Origin of the sequence: Paraburkholderia sp. BR10882 (assembly GCF_040948855.1) — a bacterium.
GTDB classification, from domain to species: Bacteria; Pseudomonadota; Gammaproteobacteria; order Burkholderiales; family Burkholderiaceae; genus Paraburkholderia; species Paraburkholderia nodosa_A.
On record NZ_JBFPKP010000004.1, the window covers coordinates 475,663 to 498,088 of the forward strand.

A 22,426-nucleotide genomic window follows, 5' to 3' on the forward strand; every position below is an offset into this window, starting at 1 on the left:
CGGGGGCGTCGTGTGGCGAGCGATATCGTACGCTACACGAGTTCGTGCCGCGCGGGATCGCTTGCGCGACGGGTCGTGACCTCGGCAAGTTCCAGCGCGCTCGAGGCGAAGAGCAACGGGGTCCAGCGCCGGATCGTGCTTTGCGCGCCGGCAGCGAAGCGTTCGCGCAGCGCGGGCTCGCCGCCCAGCTCGCCGATACGCTGCGCTAATGTCGAGACGTCGCGCGGTTCGACCACAAAACCGTTCACGCCGTCGATCACCACTTCGCCAGCCACGCCGCATGTGCGCGTGACGATGGCAGGGCACCCGGCCGCGAACGCTTCGTTCACGCACAGGCCCCATTGATCGAATTCGCTCGCGAGGACGACGAATTCCGCGAGCGCGTAGAGATTCGGCATTTCCTGGTTGGCGAGTGAGTTGAGTATCGTCACATGAGACGTCAGGCCGAGCGAATCGATGCGCGCGCGCAGCTGCGCTTCGAGCGGACCCTGACCCACCAGAACGAGGCCGATATTTTCGTTGTACACCCCGGATTTGCGGTAGGCGTCGATCAGCACGTCGACGTTCTTGCGCGCGACGAAGCGGCTTACGCACAGCACATAGCGCTGCGGCAGGCCGAAGCGCGATCGCACGGCCTCGGGGTTGACGCTCGCGGCCTGCGCGAGATCCGAAAAATAGTCGACGTCGATCACATCGAAACCAATGCGGGAACGCTCCTTCGGTATGCCAAGCGATTGCGCGTAACGGCGATGCTTCTCGCCCGCGACGAGCGCCCCGTCGAAGCGGCTCACGATAAAGCGCTTGAGCCGCTCCTTGGTGCGCTGGCGCAGTCCGTCGTCGGCCTTCGAATCCGACATGTAGATGAGCTTGAAGCGGCGCGTGAGATGTCTGAGGAAACAGAGCACCGCCGAATAGCCGGTGTTGTAGCCGAGCGTGATGACCACGTCGGGCTCGAAGTTGCGCACCTTCGCAATCAGGCGCGCGGTGTCGCGCGCGCCGAGACCATCGCTGTCGGCGCCGTTCTCGACCAGCGTTTCCGCCATGCGCGGGCGGTTCGCGAAGAATGCCGCGCGGCGTTCCTGAGGAAAGCCGTAGACGCCCGAGCGCGCAAAGACCTCGAGCAGCGCCACCTGGTGGCCGCGACTGGAGGCCGCGCTGACGAGTGCCTCGTAGCGAGGGACGTGATAGTCGCCCAGGTTGCCGATGACGAAGAGGATACGCATGGACAATGACGGCTCGCGGTGGCGCTTGGTTGAGCAGGCAGCGCACCACGGGTGCCTGGTCTGCATGAAATCCCGGACAGTCGTCCAGACCTGCCGGGCAGCGTTGGCTGCGCCGAACCGCTCGCATAATCGCGGCGGGGACCCGCAGTCGCGCCGTTTGCTGCATCGTAACCCGATTGTGTGAGGCGTTTTTACGTGATGTCGGTGATCAGCGAAAACTTGTCCGATATGGCGGAGGCGATGCAAAGCAGATGAAACCTTGCGGGTCAATCCTTCCGAGGAATACGCAAGGCGCTTGCACGAAATGGCACATGACTTGCGTAGGTCGGGCCGATTGGAGCGATTTCCGGATGCCAGAGGGCGGGTTTGCGCATGGCTTGTAACCGATTGTCATCACAACCGACATCAATCGGTGCGGGGCGATGAAAACTGTCATATCAATGCGTCACACTGGAGGTTTGGCATGTTTCAATACGTTGGCAGAAGGGAAAGCGCTTAAGGTCAGCATCAGATTTTCGGCTTAATATCCTAGGGTTGACCCGTGGCGCTTAGTCCTTCAATTCGATAACAAACATGCGAACCGGAATGGCAATCGAAGGTTTTGCGTAATGCATTTCTAGGGAATTGCGCGGCGCTGGATCGAAGATGGCTAACCGGGTTTCACCATACTGCGCGGACAATCAAGGAATATGAAAACGCTGTTTCTGCAGGCCCCGTCGTATGACGGCTTCGACGGTGGCGCGGGCTCGCGCTACCAGGCAAAGCGCGAGATCCGCTCGTTCTGGTATCCCACCTGGCTCGCGCAGCCCGCGGCCCTCGTGCCCGACAGCCGCGTGCTCGACGCACCGGCCGACGGTCTGGGCGTGGAAGAAACGCTGAAGATTGCAGCCGCATACGACCTCGTCATCATCCACACGAGCACGCCGTCGTTCCCGACCGACGCGCTCTTCTGCGAAGACCTCAAGAAGCGCAAGCCGTCGATCGTCATCGGTCTGGTGGGCGCGAAGGTGCAGGTCGATCCGCACAATTCGCTCACGGCGAGCGAGGCGATCGATTTCGTCTGCCGCGAGGAATTCGACTTCACCTGCAAGGAAATCGCCGAAGGCATGCCGCTGGCCGAGGTCAAGGGCATTTCGTGGCGCGCGAAGGACGGCTCGATCGAGCACAACCCGGGGCGTCCGGTGCTGGAAGACATGGACTCGCTGCCGTTCGTCGCGCCGATCTACAAGCGCGACCTGAAGATCGAGAATTACTTCATCGGCTACCTGAACTACCCGTACGTGTCGATCTACACGGGCCGGGGCTGCAAGTCGCGCTGCACGTTCTGCCTGTGGCCGCAGACCGTGAGCGGCCACGTCTACCGCACGCGCTCGGTCGAGAACGTGCTCGAGGAAGCGAAGTGGATCCGCGAGAACATGCCGGAAGTCAAGGAGCTCATGTTCGACGACGACACCTTCACCGACGACCTGCCGCGCGCCGAAGCGATCGCCATCGGTCTGGGCAAGCTCGGCATGACGTGGTCGTGCAACGCGAAGGCGAACGTGCCGTACAAGACGCTCAAGATCATGAAGGAAAACGGCCTGCGTCTGTTGCTCGTGGGCTTCGAATCGGGCGATGACCAGATTCTCGTGAACATCAAGAAGGGCGTGCGCACGGACTTCGCGCGCCGCTTCAGCGCCGACTGCAAGACGCTCGGCATCAAGGTGCACGGCACCTTCATTCTGGGGCTGCCGGGCGAGACGCAGGACACGATCAAGAAGACGATCGAGTACGCGAAGGAAATCAATCCGCATACGATTCAGGTGTCGCTGGCGGCGCCCTATCCGGGCACGACGCTGTACAAGCAGGCCGTGGAAAACGGCTGGATGGAAGAGAACAAGACCATCAACCTGGTGAGCAAGGAAGGCGTGCAACTGGCGGCGATCGGCTATTCACATCTGTCGCGCGACGAGATCTATCACCACCTCGAACAGTTCTATCGCCAGTTCTATTTCCGGCCGTCGAAGATCTGGGAGATCGTGCGCGAGATGCTCACGAGCTGGGACATGATGAAGCGGCGTCTGCGCGAAGGCGTGGAGTTCTTCCGCTTCCTGCGCGCACACGAGGCATGATGGACCGCTCGCATGCGACGGGGCGAACCGGCGCCATCGTTGCGATGGCCGTGACGGTGCTTGCGGTCGCTTCTGCTGCAATCGAAGTCATGCGTGCCGAATTGCCTGGCTTTTCGCACCTGCTCTTCGAATCGCTCGCGGTCCTAAGCGGTCTTTGCGCCGTGGTCGGCATTATCTATACCTGCACGGCGAGCGCGCTGGTCGGTCGTTTCTTCGCGCGCGAGGTGGCGACGCCGCAGCACTTCCCGGCCATCACGCTCGCCAAGCCGCTGCACGGCGACGAATGGCACCTCGAGGAGCACCTCGCCAGCTTTTTCGAGCAGGACTATCCTGGAGAAGTCCAGTATCTGTTCGGTGTTCACGACGCGCGTGACGAAGCGCTCAATGCGATCGAGCGGCTACGCACACGTTATCCCGATGCGCACATCACGGTCGTCGCCGATTCGCGCCTATACGGTCCCAACCGCAAAATCGCGAATCTCGTGAACATGCTCGAACAGGCCGAGCACGACGTGCTGTGCTTCGCCGATAGCGACGTGCTCGTCGACAAGAACTATCTGCGCCAGGTGGTCGGGGCGCTGCAGCAACCGGGCGTCGGCCTCGTGAGCGCGGTTTATCGGGGCCTGTGCGCGCCCGGATTCTGGCCGCGCGTCGCGTCGGCCTTGACCAACTATCATTTCTTGCCCGGCGTCGTCACGGGGCTCGCCATCGGGCGCGCGCGGCCGTGCTTTGGCCAGTCCATCGCCATGACGCGTGAAATGCTCGACCGCATTGGCGGTCTGGCGCAATTCGCGCATCACCTCGCCGAAGACCACGCGATCGGTGAAGCCGTGCGCCGCGCCGGTGCGGAAGTGTCCATCCCGCCCATTCTCGTGCGGCACGCGTGTGTGGAGAATACGTTCGCCAAGCTCTTTGCGCACGAATTGCGCTGGAGCCGCACTGTTCGCGCGGCGGACCGCTCGGGGCATCTGGGCGCCGTGCTGATGCATCCGTTCGCGCTCGCCATGCTTGCCGTGGCCTTGTCCGGCGGCGCGGCGCCCGCGTGGATATTGGCTGCCGTGGCGCTGTGCGCGCGCGCGTGGCTGATCTGGCGGACCGATCGCGCGACCGGCGACAAGTCCAGCGGACTGTTATGCTTACCCCTTTGGGAAATGGTCCAGTTCGCGATCTATGTCGCGAGCTTTTGTTCGTCTGGCGTCGTTTGGCGCGGCACGCGCTTTCGCGTCGACAGGAATGGCATGCTTTCGCCAGTCCACGAGACCTGAGCGTCACAGTAGATGGGGGGCACAATGAGACGGGAGCATCCACTAGAGAGCACCCGCAGATGAAGCACATGGGACGTATCGCCGCCCTGGTCGGTCTTGCGATCGCCGTGTGGCTCGTATGGCGCGAGCATCCCGCAGCGGTGCTGCAACTGTTGCGCGGGGCGGGCATGGGCCTCGTGCTGGCGGCGGCCGTGCATATCATGCCGATGTGCGCGAATGCATGGGACTGGCGCAGCCTGATTCGCGCGGCGCAGCGGCCGTCGTTCGCGACGATGCTCAAACTCGTGTGGATCCGCGAATCGATCAACGGCTTGCTGCCGGTGGCGCGCGTGGGCGGGGAACTCGTCTCGTTCCGGCTGCTTGGCCGTGCGGGCGTACGGCCGGCCACGGCGGTGGCGAGCCTCATCGCCGACATGCAACTCACGCTGATCAGCCAGGTGCTCTTTGCGTTGCTCGCAGCCGGCTACCTGCTCGAACATTCCTCTTCCGACACCGCGCGGATCGTGGGGCGGCTCGCATGGGGCCTCGCGGGCTTCATCCCGCTGCTGGTGCTGTTCGCACTCGTGCAGCACGCTCGGCCGTTCGAGCGCGCGGCACGCACGCTCAACCGCGTGACGAGCGGCAAGGTCGTCGATCTCGTGGGCAAGTCCGCGCGCGTCGATTTATCTCTCAAGCTGATCTGGCGGCAGACCGGCGTGATCGTACGCTACGTGCTCGTCTGGCAGACGCTGCAATGCCTCGGTTACGCGCTCGAAATCTGGATCGCGTTGCGCGTGCTCGGCACCGACGCGACCTTCGTGCAGGCGTTCGTGATCGAGGCCCTGATCCAGATGCTGAGCAGCATCGCGTTTCTGGTGCCGGCCGGCCTTGGTGTGCAGGAGGGCGGCTTCGTCGTGATTGGCGGACTGCTGGGGTTCGATGCGCCGACATGCCTTGCGCTCGCGGGCGCAAGACGCGTGCGCGATCTGATGTTCTATTTGCCAGGCCTGCTTGCCTGGCAGGCGGCCGAGTATGGCTGGCCGTCACGACGCCGCACAGAAGGTACCGCCACGCGCGCCCGCACGGAATAATCCCGGAAGTGACCTGTTATTGAAGACAGGTCGCTTCACATTGCTCTATTGTCGGCAATCGCCCGAAAGGACTCGACATGGCAAGGGATTTCAGCGCGCTGAACAAGCACGCTCACCGCGAATACAAATTCGTTCAGGCCGATTCATATCGTCAGGTCAGGCAGACCTACGGGACAGATATGGATGGCGGGGCGTGCATGGGCGTCGTGTTGAATTGGGTCAAGGAGAAGTTGTCGACCTCGAACGGGCTGCTTCGTCCTGATGGTCCCCTGCGCAATTCGGCCGTCAAGCATTTTTCAAATCCACTCAATCCCCTTTCGCGCATTCGCAACGGCATCTCCCCGCCCACGGATTCCACGCTGGGGAAACTCATCGGCAAGGAACCCGGGCAACCACGCGGCAGAAAGAGCGCGGCGCGCAACGAAGCGACCATGCTGGAGGGCGCGAAGAATCAGGAAACTTACAACCGCTACAAGACCACTGACCGGTTGGTCGCTGAACTCGAGCTCGATCCGGGCGGATATACGCCAGAAGAAAAAACGCGCAAGGTAAAGCATGTCGCGCAGAATGTTGGCACAAGCCGCCCCCAGGAGAGTTTCGTAGCCGAGCGCTTGGACGACGCCACGATTGCCGGAGCCGCGGAGCAGTTGCCCAAGGGCAATGCAATCGTGCTCGATTTGAAGCAAGAGGCCGGTGGTCCCGGGCACGCCGTTGCGTTTTACAAGAGCCGGGGAGGCACGCTCTATTTTTTCGACCCGAACGCCGGCGTGTACGAGATATCTCGTCCGTACGAGAAACACCTTCTGGGATTCGTGCAGGCGTGGCTCGATGTCTACACGAAGGACAAAGACGATAAGGGCGTGCCCACTCCGAAAAACTGGAAGACGAAAGATGAACACCGCTGGTATTCAGTTTTTACCCGCACCACCCCCAAGAAAGCCGGCACTGCTCCCACGGAAGGCTAACGCCTGAAAGAACGCGGAGCCCGAAGGGCATTAACCGTGACTCGTGCGCAACTGAAAGCGCCAACGCTCGAGATTCGAGAGTTCATCCACGGTCTTCTTCTCGATGTCGCCGCGAATCAGGTGATGAATCGTGAGCCGACCCTGCTTTGTCTCCAGGATCTGTACTAGCCGTGCGCGCTCCCGCTGCCCCTTGAAGCCCAGATCGAAATAGATGACGCGGCGACGCGTATCCCCGGTGACGAGGCTCAAGCCACCCCCGCCGCCCGACCCGCCAAGGACGCCCATTTGGGGAACATCCCGTATGTGGAGATTCCAGCTGAAGCCATTGCGCGCGATCCACTTCTTTGCATCCTCCTCGCGCTTCATGGCCATGAGCGCAGCGGGCGGATGATTGGTCACATCGGTCGCGATCGTATAGCGCGACTTGTGCCAGTTCCTGAAGGTATTCGACTCCCGATTGTGCGCATACATGTTTCTCTCGACTTTGCCTTCGAACTCCCATTGCTGCATCACGGTGTCGAACCTGAACCATTCGATGCACTCGTTCCACTCCAGTTGGGGGCATTCGATGTCATCGGCCATGAGCTTGCCGAGCATGGGCGCCTTGACCTCAGCGCGAAACGTCAGGTCGAATTGATGACCGGCGGTGGCAGTGGAAGAGCGTCCGCCAATGGGTTTGATCCGTTCGACGGGCACAGCAAGATTGGAGATCGTCATGCGGGCTTTCATGGCTCACCTTTGTGCAATTCGGGATGCAGCCATAACAGCTGAACGTTTCCAGATATTCCCTCTCATGCACGGCGACAGGCTGCAAAAAACAAATGGAATAGTTCTCCTCGCCGGGCTGTTGTGGAAGAGCGGATCGAACTGGATCGACCCGCTGGGCTAAAGGAGCTTCTCCATGAATCACCTCTCACGCGGGAAGCATATTGCGATTGGGGCTGGGCTGATTTCGATGATGAGTGGGGCTTCCGCGCAAGCCGAATCGATCGATGTGCCGGGCGTACAGCCGTTCCTGAAAACGACCGCAGCGGGGGTGCAGATCTACGCCTGCGAGTACGGTGCGGATCACACGCTCGACTGGGTGTTCCGGCAGCCGCGCGCCACGCTCTACGACGCGCACGGCGCCGAGGTGATCGAGCATTCGGCCGGCCCGTCGTGGCAGGCGCACGATGGCAGCCGCATCGAGGGAAAGGTCGTCGCGCAGGAACCCAGCGGGACGCCCGGCAGCGTGCCGCAACTGCTGCTCGAGGCGCACTCCGCCGGATCACCGGGCATGCTCGCAGCCGTGCGCTACGTGCAGCGGGTCAGGACGGTGGGCGGTGTGAAGCCGGCCGCGCCGTGCACAGTCGAGCACGAGACGGGTAGCTCGCCCTATATCGCGACTTACATCTTTTATAAGTAAAAAGACAGATCATAGAACGGTCTCTCTGGAAAGAGACACCGCAATTAATTCGGAATGCGAATTTAAAACAGTCAAAGCGCCATGATCATCGAATTCATCACGCATCAGGACTGGACCGAGTGGCTCGAACCTCTCACGCAAGCGCAGCCGTGCGGCCCGGACCTCGAATATGACGCGCAATTTCGCGAACTCGAGGAAGCGGTCAGCGGACGTCCCGAAGCCGAGTACGGAGACACGCTCGTGGCCGCCGTTGCGCCCGACTGGGAAGCCGCCGATGCGCTTGGCACCGCATTGATGGCCCGCACGCGAGACCTTCGCGTGGTGATGCATCTAGCGCGAGCGCGCTGGGTTCGCGAGGGCATTACCGGTCTCGCGGACGGCCTCGTCTTGACCGCCGCGCTGCTGGAGCGCCATTGGGAGCACGTGCACCCGCAACTCGACGCCAGCGACGGCGACGACGCGACGGCCCGCATCAACGCGCTTGCCGCGTGGACGGCGGCCGGCGGCGTGCTCGCCGGTCTCATGGATAGCCCGCTGCTGCAAGGCCGTTCTCCGGTCACGCTGCGCGAGTGGTCGTATGCGAATGGCGAAGCCGTCGCGCCAGAAGGGCACACGATGATGAGCCTCACGGCAATCGAAGCGTCGATCGCCGTGTCGCCCGATGCCGCGCGCAGCGCGAAGAGGGCGTTCGATGCCGCGTACGCCAGCGTCCGCGCAATCGAAGCGACGCTTGCCGAACGCGTAGGCGCTACCCAATCGCTCGATTTTGCTTCGTTGAAGGCGTTGCTGGAGCGCGCATCGTCGCTGCTCGCGACGGGCGTGCACCCGGGCGAGGCGCAAATGCATCAAGCGGACGAGCCCGGTGTCGCGTCGCCAGCAGCCGCCACCGGCACCGCATCATCCAGCACGATAGGCAGCCGCGCCGACGTGGCCGCCACGCTGCAGCGGATCTGCGCCTGGTACGCGCAACACGAACCTGCGAGCCCGGTGCCGTTGCTGCTCGAAAGGGCGCGCGGCCTCGTCGAGAAGTCCTTTGTCGATCTTTTGAAGGACCTCGCGCCGGAAGGACTCGCGCAACTTACCCAGGTGATCGGTACCGCTGCCGTCGAAATGCCGGCGGAATGATCTAAGCCGCACTGCAACGCAGTTCAACCAGGAGAACGGTCAAATGGCCAAGGAGAGCAGTCAGAAGTTCATTGCGCGCAATCGGGCGCCGCGCGTGCAGATCGAGTACGACGTGGAAGTGTACGGCTCGGAAAGGAAGGTCAACTTGCCTTTCGTGATGGGCGTGCTGTCCGATCTCTCGGGGCAGCCGCAGGAAGCGCTGCCGTCCGTTGCGGAACGTAAGTTTCTGGAGATCGACATCGACAACTTCGACGAACGGCTGCGCTCCATGAAGCCGCGTGTGGCGATGCAGGTCGACAACACGTTGACCGGCGAGGGCAAGATCGGCGTGGACATGACTTTCGCGAGCATGGACGACTTCGAGCCCGCCGCGATCGCGCGCAACGTCGAGCCGCTCGCGAGGCTGCTCGAAACGCGCAGCCAGTTGCAGAACCTGCTGACCTATATGGACGGCAAGACCGACGCGGAAAAGCTCGTCGCCCGCTTGCTCGAAGACCCTGCGCTGATGAATGCGCTTGCCGCCGCGCCGAACCCCCAGGGCGAGCCCGACTCCGAATAAAGGACCCAAGATGGCAGACACTCAACTCGATCCAACCGCGTTCGCGCAGCCGGAAAGGCAGGAAGCCGACGCGGCGAGCCCATCCGGCGAGTTTCAACAGCTCTTGCAGAAGGCGTTCCGCCCGCGCACGGAGAAAGCGCGCGAAGCGGTGGAAAGCGCCGTGCGCACGCTCGCGGAGCAGGCGCTGCTCGACACGCACCGCGTGTCCGACGATGCGCTCGCGACCATCGAAGCGCTGATCGCGCGCATCGACGAAAAGCTGAGCGCGCAGATCAACGTCATCCTGCATGCAGCGCCGTTCCAGCAGCTCGAAAGCGCGTGGCGGGGGCTCCACTACCTCGTCACCAACACCGAGAGCGACGAGAGCCTCAAACTGCGCGTGATGAACATTTCGAAGGCCGACCTGCACCGGTCGCTGCGCAAGTATAAGGGCGTGGCGTGGGACCAGAGCCCGCTCTTCAAGCGGCTTTACGAGGAAGAATACGGCCAGTTCGGCGGTGAGCCTTACGGCGCATTGGTGGCCGATTACTACTTCGACAACAGCGGCCCCGACGTCGATTTCCTCACGCAGATGGGCAAGATTTCCGCTGCCGCGCACGCGCCGTTCATTGCGGGCGCGGACCCCGCCGTCATGCTGATGGACTCGTGGCAGGAGCTGGCGAATCCGCGCGATCTCACGAAGATCTTCCAGACGCCCGAGCACGCCGCATGGCGCTCGCTGCGCGATTCCGAAGACTCGCGCTATATCGGCCTCGCCATGCCGCGCTTTCTCGCGCGCACGCCCTATGGCGCGAAAACGAGCCCCGTGGACGAATTCGATTTCGAGGAAGACACCGCGGGCGCGGACGCGTCGAAATACGCGTGGGCCAATGCGGCCTACGCGATGGCCGTGAACATCAATCGCTCGTTCAAGACGTGGGGATGGTGCTCGCGCATTCGCGGCATCGAGTCGGGCGGGGTGGTGGAGGATCTGCCGGTCCACGCGTTTCCGACCGACGACGGCGGCGTCGACATGAAGTGCCCGACGGAAATCGCCATCAGCGACCGCCGCGAAGCCGAACTGGCGAAGAACGGTTTCATGCCGCTCGTCCACAAGAAGAATTCGGATATTGCGGCATTCATCGGCGCGCAGTCGCTCAACAAGCCGATCGAATACGAAGACCCGGACGCCACGGCGAACGCCAACCTCGCCGCGCGCCTGCCTTATCTGTTCGCCTGCAGCCGTTTCGCGCACTACCTCAAGTGCATTGCGCGCGACAAGCTCGGCAGCTTCAAGGAGAAGGACGACATGCAGCGCTGGTTGCAGGACTGGATTCTTCAGTATGTGGACGGCGACCCGGCCAACTCGTCGGAAGAGACCAAGTCGCGCCGGCCGCTCGCGGCCGCGGAAGTCGTGGTCGAGGAAGTGGAGGGCAATCCGGGCTACTACACGTCGAAGTTCTACCTGCGTCCGCATTATCAGCTCGAAGGCCTGACCGTCTCGTTGCGGCTCGTTTCCCGGCTGCCGTCGACCAAAGCGGCTTGAGCCGCGGCGGTTTTTCAAACCTGTACGAACCTGATCAATAAGGAATCCAAATGGCAGTCGATATTTTTCTGAAACTTGGCACGGTCACGGGCGAGTCGCTGGATCAGACTCACAAGGACGAAATCGACGTGCTCTCGTGGAGCTGGAGCATGGACCAGTCCGGCACGATGCACCTCGGCACGGGCGGTGGCGGCGGCAAGGTCGATGTGCACGATCTCTCGATCACCAAGTACACGGACCACGCCACGCCGGCCATCATGACCGCCTGCGTGACGGGCAAGCACTTCCCCACCGGAAAACTCACCGTGCGCAAGGCGGGCGGCACCAAACCGTTGGAGTACTACACGATCGATCTGGAAAAAGTGCTCGTCACGAACTACGCGACAGGCGGATCGGACGGCGAAGACCGCTTCACCGAAACGGTGACGCTCAACTTCGAGAAATTCCACGTGACCTACCAGCAGCAGGATCCGACCACTGGCTCGGCGCTCGGCGGCGTAGTCGAGTGCAAGTGGAACATTCCGGCCAGCGCAACGGCGTAAGCGGACATGCGCACGAGAAACGCGGAGCGTGTGCAGCCCTCGCTGCTGGAGCGGCTGACCGACCACGCGCCCGAAGCCACGAGCGAAGTCCGCGAGCATCGCGCCAGCTCGGCGCGCGCGCAGCGCCTGAGCGTCATGCGCGATATCGGTTGGCTCCTCAATGCGCGGGGCATCGCGTCGGCCCAGGAGATCGCGCGCTATCCGTGCGTGGCCGACTCGGTGCTCAACTTCGGGTTCGCGGAGCTGGCGGGCAAGAGCGCGTCGGACGTGGAACTGAGTCGGATCGAACGACTGATTGCCGAGGCGATCGGCGCATTCGAGCCGCGCATCGTGCGCGGCACCCTGCGCGTGCGCGCCATTGAGTCCGGTGGGGTGGATATCGCACACAACGCGCTGGCGTTCATCGTCGAAGGCGATCTCCATGCGCACCCTGTACCCGAGCGGCTTTATTTGCGCACGGAACTCGATCTGGAAGCCGGCAAGGCAAACGTGTACGAAGAGGTGACGCCCAGATGAACCCCGACTTCCTCCAGTACTACAGCCGCGAATTGCAGCACGTTCGCGAGATGGGTGGCGAGTTCGCCAAGGCGTTTCCGAAGATCGCGGGACGGCTGGGCCTCGAAGGTTTCGACTGCGCCGATCCCTATGTGGAACGTTTGCTCGAAGGGTTCGGCTTTCTGGCCGCGCGCGTGCAGATGAAAATCGATGCAGAGTTTCCGCGCTTCACGCAGCATCTCGCCGAACTGGTGTATCCGCACTATCTCGCGCCGACGCCCGCGATGACGGTCGTGCAACTGCAGCCCGACAAGACTCACCCCGCACTGGCGGACGGCGTTGCCGTGCCACGCGGTACGGCCCTGCAGGGTCGGTTCGACGGCGAACGTGCGACGCGCTGCGAGTTCCGCACGGCGCACGCGCTGACTTTGTCTCCGCTCGAACTGGTGGAGGCGCGGCTTTTCACTCACACCGGCGCGCTGCCCGGCGTCGCCGCCGTGCCGCGCGGCGTGAAGGCAGGCTTGCGCCTCAAGTTGCGCGCGCTCGGCGAGCGCACCATCGGCGATCTGACGATCGATCATCTGCCCATCTACCTGCGCGGCAGCGACGGCGCGGCGGCGAAACTTTATGAACTGCTGGTCGGCTCGACGCTTGGCATCGCGACATCCGGTGGCGTGCTGTCGCCTTCGTCGCTGCGCCCGCTCGGCTTCTCCGACGAAGAAGCCCTGCTGCCCGTGAGCGATCAATCGTTTCCCGGCTATCGGCTGCTGCAAGAGTATTTCGCATTTTCCCAGCGCTTCATGTTCATCGGCATCGATGGATTGCGCTCGCATTTCGCTCGTTGCGAAAGCGACGAAATCGAGCTTGTGGTACTGCTTTCGAAGGGCGATACCACACTCGAACAACGGGTCGACCACGAAAACTTCGCGCTGCATTGCACGCCCGCCATCAATCTCTTTGCGCGCCGCGCCGATCGCATCGCGGTGACGGGTGAGCAGTTCGAACATCATGTGGTGGCGGACCGCACGCGTCCGCGCGACTTCGAGGTCTATCGCGTGCAAAGCGTGACGGGCCATCGCTCGGGCGGCGGTGCGCCGATCGAATTTCAGCCGTTCTACCGAATGCGCGATCTGGGCGCAGGCGAACCCGACACGGCGTTTTATCAGGTGCGGCGCGAGAAACGTCTGCCATCCGCCCGCGAGCAGGAGCGCGGCACGCGTTCGTCGTATTCGGGCAGCGAAACCTGGATCGCCCTGGTGGATACGCACGAAGCGCCGTATCCCGGCGATCTGCATCAACTCGGCGTGAGCGTGCTGTGCACCAACCGCGACCTCACGCTGACGTTGCCGCTCGGGCGCGGCGAAACCGACTTCACCCTGGAGCTGGAAGCGCCGGTAGCGGGCGTGCGCTGTGTCGCCGGGCCGAGCCGCCCATTGCCGTCCTATGCGCAAGGGCCGGTGGCGTGGCGTCTCTTGAGTCACCTGTCGCTCAACTATGCGTCGCTCGTGGACGACGCGGACGGGAGCGGCGCGCGCGCCATGCGCGACTTGCTCGCGCTCTACGCGCCCGAAGGCGACGGCGCGGCCGCGCGGCAGATCGAAGGTCTGCGCTCCATCGGCTCGCGCGCAGTCACGCGCCGCTTGCCGTCGCGCGGGCCGATCGTGTTCGGCCGCGGCCTCGCGCTCGATGTGCTGCTCGACGAGAGCGGTTTCGAAGGTGCGAGCGCGTTTCTGTTCGGCGCGGTGCTCGCGCGCTTCTTCGAGCAATACGTGTCGATGAATTCGTTTACGGAAACCTGCGTGTCTTCGACCACACGCGGTGAAATCATGCGCTGGGCGCCGGGGAGCGGGCAATGCCGGACGCTGTGATGCTATTCGAGCGCTTCTCTGCCGAGGCGAACCGCTTCGACTTCTTTCAGGCCGTGCGGCTGGTGGAATGTGCGCATAGCGGGTTGCCGCGCGTGGGCGCTTCGCTGCGCCCGCGTGACGACGCAGTGCGATTCGGTCAGGAACCCGAATTGATCTTCTTTCCGACTGCGTTACGCCATTTCGCCAGCAAGCAGGACGCCGCGCCGAAGCTCGCCGTGAACTTCTTCGGTCTGCTCGGCCCGAATGGCCCGATGCCCACGCATCTGACCGAATACGTGCGTCATTGCGCGCGTAACGCGGGCGATCCGACTTTCGCGCGCTTTCTCGACGTGTTTCATCACCGCATGGCCTCGTTGTTCTATCGCGCGTGGGCCACGGCGCAGCCGGTGGTCAGTCTCGATCGCGACGACAACGATCGATTCTCCGCATACGTGGGCACCGTGTTCGGGCTCAACGAAGCGGCGCTGCGCAACCGCGACAGCGTCCCCGATTTCGCCAAGCTGCATTTCGCGGGGCTGCTCGCGGGGCCCACGCGCCACGCAGCGGGTTTGCGGATCGTGCTGTCGCGCTTTTTTGGCTTGCCAGTGGAAGTCGTGCAGAACGTGGGGCACTGGATGAAGCTGCCCGCAGCTGCGCTGACGCACCTCGGCGCGCGCGATGAAAACGCCCTCATGGGTGTCGGCACGATGCTTGGGGGCCGCGTGTTCGATCGGCAGCACAAGTTCCGCGTCGTGCTCGGACCGCTTTCGCTGAGCGATTACGAGCGCTTCCTGCCGGGCGGTACGAGCCTCGCGCGGCTCGCCGACTGGGTGCGTCTATACCTGCGCGACCCATTCGAATGGGACGTGAACCTGCAATTGCGGCGCGCAGAGGTGCCGCGTCTCGCATTGGGGCGCAAGCAGCGCCTCGGCTACACGACCTGGCTGCACGCGCGCGCCGCCACGGCCGACGCGACGCAACTCGAGCTTCGTCCGTTGATCCCATCTCATGCAAAGGACTAGTGCAATGGCAGACATCAGCCGCGCCGTCATGTTCGGCAAACTCGATACGCTCAGCTTCGGCGCGATGGAGAGTGCGACCACGTTCTGCCGATTGCGCGGCAATGCGTATGTCGAGCTTGCGCACTGGCTGCATCAGATGCTGCAGTTGCCCGATTCGGATCTGCACCGCGTCATCGGGCACGCCCGCATCGAACCCGCGGCGCTCGCGCGCGATCTGACCGATGCGCTCGACCGACTGCCGCGCGGGGCGGCCTCGGTCAGCGATATTTCATCGCAGCTGGAAGAGGCCGTGGAGCGCGGCTGGGTCTATGCTTCGCTGCTCTTCGACGCGCAGAAGGTGCGCAGCGCGCATGTGCTCGTCGGCGTGTTGCAGACGCCCGTGCTGCGCAACGCATTGCGCGGTATTTCGCGCGAGTTCGATCGCGTGAAGCTGGATGACCTCGTTGCCAACTTCGCCGATGTGCTCGACGGTTCGCCGGAAGCATCGACGCAGGCGCCTGTCGTGACGCAGGAGCCCGACACGCCGCATCGCACCGACGACGCCTTGCAGCGCTTCACCGTCGATCTCACGGTCCAGGCGCGTGAAGGCCGGCTCGATCCCGTGGTGGGCCGCGATGCGGAGATTCGCCAGGTCGTCGACATCCTCATGCGGCGCAGGCAGAACAATCCGATCCTCACCGGCGAGGCGGGCGTGGGCAAGACGGCCGTGGTCGAAGGCCTCGCACTGCGCATCGCGGCGGGCGACGTGCCGCCCGCGCTGCGCGACGTGAGCCTGCGGGCGCTCGACGTCGCACTGCTGCAGGCCGGAGCGGGCGTGAAAGGCGAATTCGAAGCGCGGTTGCGTCAGGTGCTGGAAGCCGTGCAAGCGGCGTTCCATCCCATCATCCTCTTCATCGACGAGGCGCACACGCTGATCGGCGCGGGCGGCGCGGCGGGCACCGGCGACGCGGCGAATCTGCTCAAGCCCGCGCTTGCACGCGGGAGTGTGCGCACCATCGCAGCAACGACGTGGTCGGAGTACCGCAGGCACATCGAGAAAGATCCGGCGCTCACGCGGCGCTTTCAGGTCGTGCAGGTCCACGAGCCCGAGGAGGCTCGTGCCGTGACGATGATGCGGGGACTCGCTGCCGCGCTGGAAACGCATCACGGCGTGCAGGTGCTCGACGAGGCGATCGAGGCGGCGGTGAAGCTCTCGCATCGCTATCTGCCCGCACGGCAGTTGCCGGACAAGTCGGTGAGCCTGCTCGATACCGCGTGCGCACGCGTTGCGGTGAGCCAGCACGCCACGCCGCCGGCCGTCGACGACGCGCAACGGCGCATCGATGCGCTCAACACGGAGCTGGAGGTGATCGAGCGCGAGGCGGCGATCGGCGTCGATACGGCGACACGTCGCGAAGCCGCGGCGGCGGCATTGCAAACCGAGACCGCGCGCCTTGCCGATCTGCACGCGCGCTGGAAGGTGGAGCGCGAGATGGTCGAAGACATCCTCGCGCGCCGCCAGGCGCTGCGGGAAGGCGCCCCGGACGCCGATCTTGCCGCGTTGCGCGAACGCCAGGCGCAGCTCGCCGAGCATCAGGGCGACGCGCCGCTCGTGCTGCCGGGCGTGGACCGTCATGCCGTGGCCGCGGTCGTGCAGGACTGGACCGGCGTGCCCGTGCTCAACATGCTGAAGAACGAGATCGGCAATGTATTGCGGCTGAACGAGGTGCTCGACCGCCGCATCATCGGCCAGCAGCATGCCACGCAAATGATCGCGCGGCGCGTGCAGACTTCGCGCGCAGGCCTCGACGATCCGAATAAGCCGGTTGGCGTGTTTCTGCTCGCGGGCACCTCGGGCGTGGGCAAGACCGAGACGGCGCTCGCGCTTGCCGAGGCACTCTATGGCGGCGAGCAAAACCTCATTGCCATCAACATGAGCGAGTATCAGGAAGCGCACACGGTGTCGCTGCTCAAGGGCGCGCCGCCGGGCTACGTGGGCTTCGGCGAAGGCGGCGTGCTGACCGAAGCGGTGCGCCGGCGGCCGCACAGCGTCGTGCTGCTCGACGAAGTGGAGAAGGCGCATCCCGACGTGCACGAGCTGTTTTTCCAGGTCTTCGACAAAGGCCGGATGGACGACAGCGAAGGCCGTTCCATCGATTTCCGCAATACGCTCATTCTGCTCACGACCAATGCGGGCACCGAATGCATTGCGCAGTTGTGCCGCGATCCACGAACGAGCCCACCGATGGAGGTGATTGAACGCGAGCTCCACACGCAATTGCTGGAGACTTTCCCGGCCGCGTTGCTCGGACGCATGGTGACCATTCCGTATTACCCGCTCTCCAATGAGATGCTGAGCGCCATCATCCGGCTGCAACTCGGCCGCGTGGCCGAACGTGTGACGCTCACGCACGGCGTGCCGTTCACCTATGACGAGACCGTGGTGACGCAGATCGCACAGCGTTGCACGCGCATGGAAAGCGGCGGCCGCATGATCGACGCGATCCTCACCAACAGCGTGCTGCCGCACATCAGCACGGCGTTCCTTTCGCGCGTGATGGACGGAAAGACGCTTGCGCGTGTGCATGTGAGCGTCGAGGACGAGGAGTTCAGCTATGCCTTCGACTAGTCGCCATGTGCGTATGACCTGTGCGGCGCTCGGCGACGACGTAGTGTTTCTGCGCATGTCGGCGAGCGAGGCGCTGGGACGTCTGAGCCGCTTCGAGATCGCGTTCCTGAGCCTTCACAACGATATCGACCCGGGCGCGGTGCTCGGGCAGAACCTTTCTGTGACGCTCGATTATCCAGCGGGCGGGTCGCGCGAGTTCAACGGCATCGTCACGACGCTGCGTCTGCTCGCACCCGGCGACACCACGAAAAACCGCATGGCGCGCTATGAGGCGGTCGTGCATCCGCGCCTGTGGCTGCTCACGCGCGCCTCGCACCGGCGCTTCTTTCATCAGCGCACGGCACCGCAAATCGTTGCGCAAGTGCTGGAGTCGTGCGACATCGACTTTCGCAACGCATGTACGGCGAGCTACCCGGCGCTCGACCATTGCGTGCAATACCGCGAAACGGATTTCGACTTCGTGAGCCGCCTCATGGAGCGCGAAGGCATGCATTACTTCTTCGAGCACGCAGGCGGCAAGCATACGCTCGTGCTGGCCGATTCCGGCGCGGAGCATCGGCCCATCGCGCACTATGAGTCGGTGCCGTTTCAGGGCTGGGACACGCCGGAACCCGACGAAGAATGCGTCTACCGCTGGCATGCGGGCGCGACGCTCGAAACGGGGCGCTACGAAGTCAACGACTACGACTTCGAAAAGGCCTCGGTGAGCAACAGCGAAGGGCTCGTTTCGCGCGCGACACGCAGCGCACCCTACGATCCGCCGCGTTATTTGATGCAGGAACATCTGAGCGGGCATCTGAAAGCGGGCGACGGCGAGCGCCTCGCGCGCATCAACGTGGAGATCCATCAAACGCAGAACGACGCGATGGAAGGGCGCGCCACCTCACGCGGCATCGCAGCGGGCGGCTTGTTCCGGCTGCGCGATCATCCGGGTGGCGCGCAGAACCGTCAGTATCTCGTGATCGAGAATCAGGCCGAAATCGTATCGGATGCCTATGTATCCACGAGCGACCCCACACAGCCGATGTTCGATTGCCGTTTCACTGCGATTCGCAGCGACAACACGTTCCGTTCTGCGCGCATCACGCCCGTTCCTCACACTGCGGGCCCGCAGACGGCGGTCGTGATCGGCCCGCCGGGCGAAGAGATTCTCACAGACAAATACGGGCGCGTGAAAGTGCAGTTCCATTGGGAGCAGCTTTCGCAGGCAGGCGGCGCGGATCGGCTCGATCGCTGCTGGGTGCGCGTGGCGCAGGGCTGGGCGAACCGGCGCTGGGGGGCGATGTGCCTGCCGCGCATCGGCCAGGAGGTGCTGGTGGATTTCATCGAAGGCGATCCCGACCGGCCAGTGATCGTCGGCGCGGTCTACAACTCGACCAACATGCCGCCGTACGACCTGCCCGCGCAAAGCGCGGTGTCCACGCTCAAGAGTCAGTCGACGAAGGGCGGCAATGGCTACAACGAAGTCCGCCTCGACGACCGCAAGGGCGGCGAACAAATGTTCTTTCACGCCGAGCGCGATCACGAAACGTGGGTCAAGCACGACGCGCTGATGAACGTCACCGGCGAACGGCATCTGTGCATCGGCGGCGAGGAGTTTCGCGAGACGCGCGGCGCACGTAACGATTCGGTACTGGGCAGCAGCACGTCGCGCGTGGTTGGCCCCGTCTCGGCCGCCAGCATGACGACGCACGAGCAGTTCGTGGGCGAGGTGTATTCGCTCGACGCGGGCGCAGCCGTGCACATCAAGGCGGGCGCGGCGGTGGAAATCGAGGCGAGCGCAACCATCGCGCTGCGTGCGGGGGCGTCGTACATCCTCATCGGTCCGGAAACGATCGAGATGTCGAGCTTCCCGATTCCGCTCGGCCCGGGCGTGCCGCCGGTGTCGCTTTCCGTGGCCCCCGCGCCGCCAACGCCGCCCCGCGACGCCGACGACGGCACGAGCAAGATTCGCAATCAGGAGGCTCCGTGAGATTGACGCTGACCGTTGAGGGCGGCGAAGCCGGTGAGCACGCCGCGCCACGCACGATGGAGATCGACGATCGCGCAACGATTGGCCGCGCGCCGGAGAGCACGCTGGTGCTGAGCGACGCGCAGCGCGGTATTTCGCGCATGCAGGCGAGCATCGAGCGCCGTGACGGCATCTATGTGCTAATCGATGCCGGAAGCAATCCGACACTGCTGAATGGCGAGGCGCTGAACGGCGCGCACGAGGCCGTGTTGTCCGATGGCGACCAGATCCGGATTGGCGCTTATACGCTTGCGGTTTCCATCGAAAAGGACGAGGAAAGCCGGGCGCCATTCGATCAAACGCTGATGACGCAAGCCACGCCGCCTGCGCGGCTACCCGCAGCGAGCCTGCCGGGCACGCCGGAGTTCGAGGCGCCGCCGAGCGCGCCGCTCATCCCCGACGACTGGGACGCGCCCCGCGCTTGCGCTGCGCCGCAGCCTGTGCGCGACGAAACGCCGTTCACGCCCGACCCGCTCGCCGCGACGCCATTACTGCGCGAACCGGGCCATTTCGGCGGCGAAGCGAATCAGGCGCTAATGGACGTGCTGGGCTCCGCCGACCCGTTACGCGACGCCCCCGCGCCGGCGGAGCGCGAACCGGCCGCGCCGTCACGCAGTTTCGAGCACGTCTCGCCAGAAAAAGCCGTGACTGCCATACCGGCGCACCGGTTGGACGCGGCGCGCGCGGCGGCACCGGAGACCCGCCCCGCAGCCCCTCGCGCGGACGATTCGGCAGTGCTGGACGCACTGCTGGAGGGTCTCGGCATCGCGTCCACCGATGTCGCCCACCTGAGCGCGCCGGACGTCGCGCGCCTCGCCGGCGCGCTGTTGCGCGAAGCCACGCAGGGCACGATGAGCGTGCTGCGCTCGCGCGCGATGGCGCGCCGCGAGGCCCGCATGGCGATGACGATGATCGAGGCGCGCGACAACAACCCGCTCAAATTCTTTCCCGACGCAGACCGCGCCTTGACGCAAATGCTCGGCGCGCGCGGTCGCGGCTATCTCGCGCCGGACGAAGCCTTGCGCGCCGCGTACCGCGATATCCAGGCGCACGAACTCGCACTCGTCGCCGGCATGCGCGCCGCGTTCGACGACGCCATGGCGCGCCTCGACCCAGACGCGATCGAGGGCTCGCTCGACGCGCCCTCCGGCCTCGAGGCGCTCGTCGGCAATCGCCGGGCGCGCCTGTGGCTGCGCTTCGTGAAGACGTGGGAGCACGTGTCGCGCGACGCGGGCGACGATTTCCAGCAGCGCTTCGGCGAACCGTTCGGCCGGGCCTATCAGGCGCAGCTCGACGCGTTGCAATTTCCCAAGGATTGAGTCACAGCATGTACTGGAACAACAAAGTCATCTGGTCGGAGGGCATGTTCCTTCAGCCGCAGCATCTCCAGCAGCACGACCGGCACGTCGAGGCGCTGCTCGCGGGCCGCGTGGAAGGCCTGCGCGCCTATGGCTGGGGCTTTACGACGCTGGAGATCGACGAGGCGCTGCTCAAGCTCGGCAAACTGGCGTTGCGCGCGGCGGCAGGCGTGTTGCCCGACGGCACGCCGTTCAACCTGCCCGCAGACGACGATCTGCCCGAGCCGCTCGACATCCCGGAAAACGCCGCGAACGTGACCGTCATGCTCGCGCTGCCGGTTCGCCGCGCCGGCGCGTCCGAATCGGGCGGCGACGACCTCGCGCGTTACGGCGCTGGGGACTTCGAAGTGCACGACAGCAACGACGCCGACGCGCCCAGCACGTTGCTGCAGATCGGCAAGCTGCGCCTGCGCCTCGCGCTCGCGCCCGAGGTTGCCAACGCGCATGCATGCGCGGGCGTGGCGCACGTGATCGAGCGCCGCAGCGACGGCCGCGTCGTGCTCGACGACGACTATTGCGCGCCGTGCCTCGACTATCGCGTGGCGGGGCGCCTCGCGCGCTTCTCGACCGAGCTGGGCGGCCTGCTTCAGCAGCGCGGCGAAGCGCTCGCCGGACGTCTCGCCCAGCCCGACGGCGCGGGTATGGCCGAAATCGCCGATTTCCTGCTGCTGCAGATCGTCAATCGCGCGCAGCCGCTCGTCACTCACTTCAATGCCATGGATGGTTTGCATCCCGAAGCGTTCTATCAGTCGTGCATCGCGCTGGCGGGCGAGCTTGCTACGTTCAGCCAGACTGGGCGGCGGCCACCGACGTTCGCAGCATACCGGCACGACCGGCTGAAGGAGACCTTCGAACCCGTGATCGATGCGCTGCGGCTGGCGCTGTCGCGCGTCGCCGATCCACAGGTCGTGGCGATTGCGCTCGAAGAACGCAAGTATGGATTGCGGGTGGCGCGCGTTGCGGACCGCACGCTCTTTGCCGGCGCGACCTTCGTCCTCGCGGTGCGGGCGCAGGTGCCGGCCGGCACGCTGATTTCCGCGTTCACAAGCCAGGTGAAGATCGGCAGCATCGAAAAGATCCGCGATCTCGTGAACCTGCAGCTGCCTGGCATCGCGTTGCGCGCGCTGGCGGTCGCGCCGCGCCAGTTGCCGTTCCACGCGGGCTACAGCTATTTCGAACTCGACGACCACGACGAAGCGTGGGCAACGCTTGCCGCTTCGGCGGGCATGGCGCTGCACGTGGCGGGCGAGTTTCCCGGGCTCACGATGGAACTCTGGGCCATCCGTCATTGAAGT

General features: G+C 64.4%; 18 protein-coding genes. 16 read left to right on the forward strand and 2 right to left on the reverse strand.

Annotation, left to right across the window (positions count from 1 at the left end; all coding sequences use genetic code 11):
- Positions 1–32 precede the first annotated feature (32 nt).
- Positions 33–1,223, reverse strand: coding sequence for a glycosyltransferase family 4 protein (locus AB3X99_RS14495; protein ID WP_069269081.1), 1,191 nt, complete (start codon positions 1,221–1,223; stop codon positions 33–35).
- 689 nt (positions 1,224–1,912) lie between these two features.
- On the opposite strand from AB3X99_RS14495, the gene hpnJ reads away from it, so the two are divergent.
- The 4 genes from hpnJ to AB3X99_RS14515 all read left to right on the forward strand — a co-directional run bounded on the left by hpnJ (position 1,913) and on the right by AB3X99_RS14515 (position 6,634).
- Positions 1,913–3,334 (forward strand): hopanoid biosynthesis associated radical SAM protein HpnJ, encoded by a 1,422-nt coding sequence (hpnJ, locus tag AB3X99_RS14500; protein ID WP_342945568.1) that lies wholly within the window; start codon positions 1,913–1,915, stop codon positions 3,332–3,334.
- Positions 3,335–3,423: 89 nt separating this feature from the next.
- Positions 3,424–4,599: a bacteriohopanetetrol glucosamine biosynthesis glycosyltransferase HpnI gene (gene hpnI, locus AB3X99_RS14505; protein WP_368606401.1), complete on the forward strand. Its 1,176-nt coding sequence runs from the start codon at positions 3,424–3,426 to the stop codon at positions 4,597–4,599.
- Between the two features lie 59 nt (positions 4,600–4,658).
- The gene (locus AB3X99_RS14510) at positions 4,659–5,669 is read left to right on the forward strand and encodes a lysylphosphatidylglycerol synthase domain-containing protein (RefSeq protein ID WP_069268857.1); all 1,011 of its coding nucleotides are present in this window, start codon (positions 4,659–4,661) and stop codon (positions 5,667–5,669) included.
- Positions 5,670–5,746: 77 nt separating this feature from the next.
- Positions 5,747–6,634 carry a YopT-type cysteine protease domain-containing protein gene (locus tag AB3X99_RS14515; protein WP_368617297.1) on the forward strand — a complete coding sequence of 296 codons (888 nt, stop codon included), beginning with the start codon at positions 5,747–5,749 and terminating at the stop codon, positions 6,632–6,634.
- A gap of 30 nt (positions 6,635–6,664) precedes the next feature.
- On the opposite strand, the gene AB3X99_RS14520 is transcribed toward AB3X99_RS14515, so the two are convergent.
- On the reverse strand, positions 6,665–7,351 hold the full coding sequence (locus AB3X99_RS14520; protein WP_368617298.1) for a hypothetical protein: 687 nt from the start codon (positions 7,349–7,351) through the stop codon (positions 6,665–6,667).
- 184 nt (positions 7,352–7,535) lie between these two features.
- Here AB3X99_RS14520 and AB3X99_RS14525 point away from each other — a divergent pair, with 184 nt between their 5' ends.
- The 12 genes from AB3X99_RS14525 (at position 7,536) to tssK (ending at position 22,423) form a co-directional block, all read left to right on the forward strand.
- On the forward strand, positions 7,536–8,039 hold the full coding sequence (locus AB3X99_RS14525; RefSeq protein WP_368617299.1) for a DUF3455 domain-containing protein: 504 nt from the start codon (positions 7,536–7,538) through the stop codon (positions 8,037–8,039).
- An 81-nt stretch (positions 8,040–8,120) separates the two neighbouring features.
- Complete coding sequence (tssA, locus tag AB3X99_RS14530; protein WP_368617300.1) at positions 8,121–9,164, forward strand: type VI secretion system protein TssA; 1,044 nt, start codon at positions 8,121–8,123, stop codon at positions 9,162–9,164.
- 43 nt (positions 9,165–9,207) lie between these two features.
- Positions 9,208–9,723: a type VI secretion system contractile sheath small subunit gene (tssB, locus tag AB3X99_RS14535; protein ID WP_368606368.1), complete on the forward strand. Its 516-nt coding sequence runs from the start codon at positions 9,208–9,210 to the stop codon at positions 9,721–9,723.
- Between the two features lie 10 nt (positions 9,724–9,733).
- Positions 9,734–11,248, forward strand: a complete 1,515-nt coding sequence (tssC, locus tag AB3X99_RS14540; protein WP_368617301.1) for a type VI secretion system contractile sheath large subunit — start codon at positions 9,734–9,736, stop codon at positions 11,246–11,248.
- Positions 11,249–11,298: 50 nt separating this feature from the next.
- Positions 11,299–11,790 carry a type VI secretion system tube protein Hcp gene (locus tag AB3X99_RS14545; protein ID WP_069268864.1) on the forward strand — a complete coding sequence of 164 codons (492 nt, stop codon included), beginning with the start codon at positions 11,299–11,301 and terminating at the stop codon, positions 11,788–11,790.
- Between the two features lie 6 nt (positions 11,791–11,796).
- Positions 11,797–12,306, forward strand: a complete 510-nt coding sequence (gene tssE, locus AB3X99_RS14550; protein ID WP_069268865.1) for a type VI secretion system baseplate subunit TssE — start codon at positions 11,797–11,799, stop codon at positions 12,304–12,306.
- The gene (gene tssF, locus AB3X99_RS14555; RefSeq protein WP_368617302.1) at positions 12,303–14,153 is read left to right on the forward strand and encodes a type VI secretion system baseplate subunit TssF; all 1,851 of its coding nucleotides are present in this window, start codon (positions 12,303–12,305) and stop codon (positions 14,151–14,153) included. Before tssE ends, tssF begins: the two co-directional genes overlap by 4 nt.
- Complete coding sequence (gene tssG, locus AB3X99_RS14560; RefSeq protein WP_368617303.1) at positions 14,138–15,154, forward strand: type VI secretion system baseplate subunit TssG; 1,017 nt, start codon at positions 14,138–14,140, stop codon at positions 15,152–15,154. Before tssF ends, tssG begins: the two co-directional genes overlap by 16 nt.
- Positions 15,155–15,158: 4 nt before the next feature.
- Positions 15,159–17,762, forward strand: a complete 2,604-nt coding sequence (gene tssH / locus AB3X99_RS14565; protein WP_368617304.1) for a type VI secretion system ATPase TssH — start codon at positions 15,159–15,161, stop codon at positions 17,760–17,762.
- Positions 17,749–19,734, forward strand: a complete 1,986-nt coding sequence (locus tag AB3X99_RS14570) for a type VI secretion system Vgr family protein (protein ID WP_368617305.1) — start codon at positions 17,749–17,751, stop codon at positions 19,732–19,734. The genes tssH and AB3X99_RS14570 overlap by 14 nt, the downstream gene beginning before the upstream one ends.
- A complete protein-coding gene (gene tagH, locus AB3X99_RS14575; RefSeq protein WP_368617306.1) occupies positions 19,731–21,092 on the forward strand; it encodes a type VI secretion system-associated FHA domain protein TagH in 1,362 nt (453 codons plus the stop codon). Before AB3X99_RS14570 ends, tagH begins: the two co-directional genes overlap by 4 nt.
- 8 nt (positions 21,093–21,100) lie before the next feature.
- Complete coding sequence (gene tssK, locus AB3X99_RS14580) at positions 21,101–22,423, forward strand: type VI secretion system baseplate subunit TssK (protein ID WP_368617307.1); 1,323 nt, start codon at positions 21,101–21,103, stop codon at positions 22,421–22,423.
- Positions 22,424–22,426 lie beyond the last annotated feature (3 nt).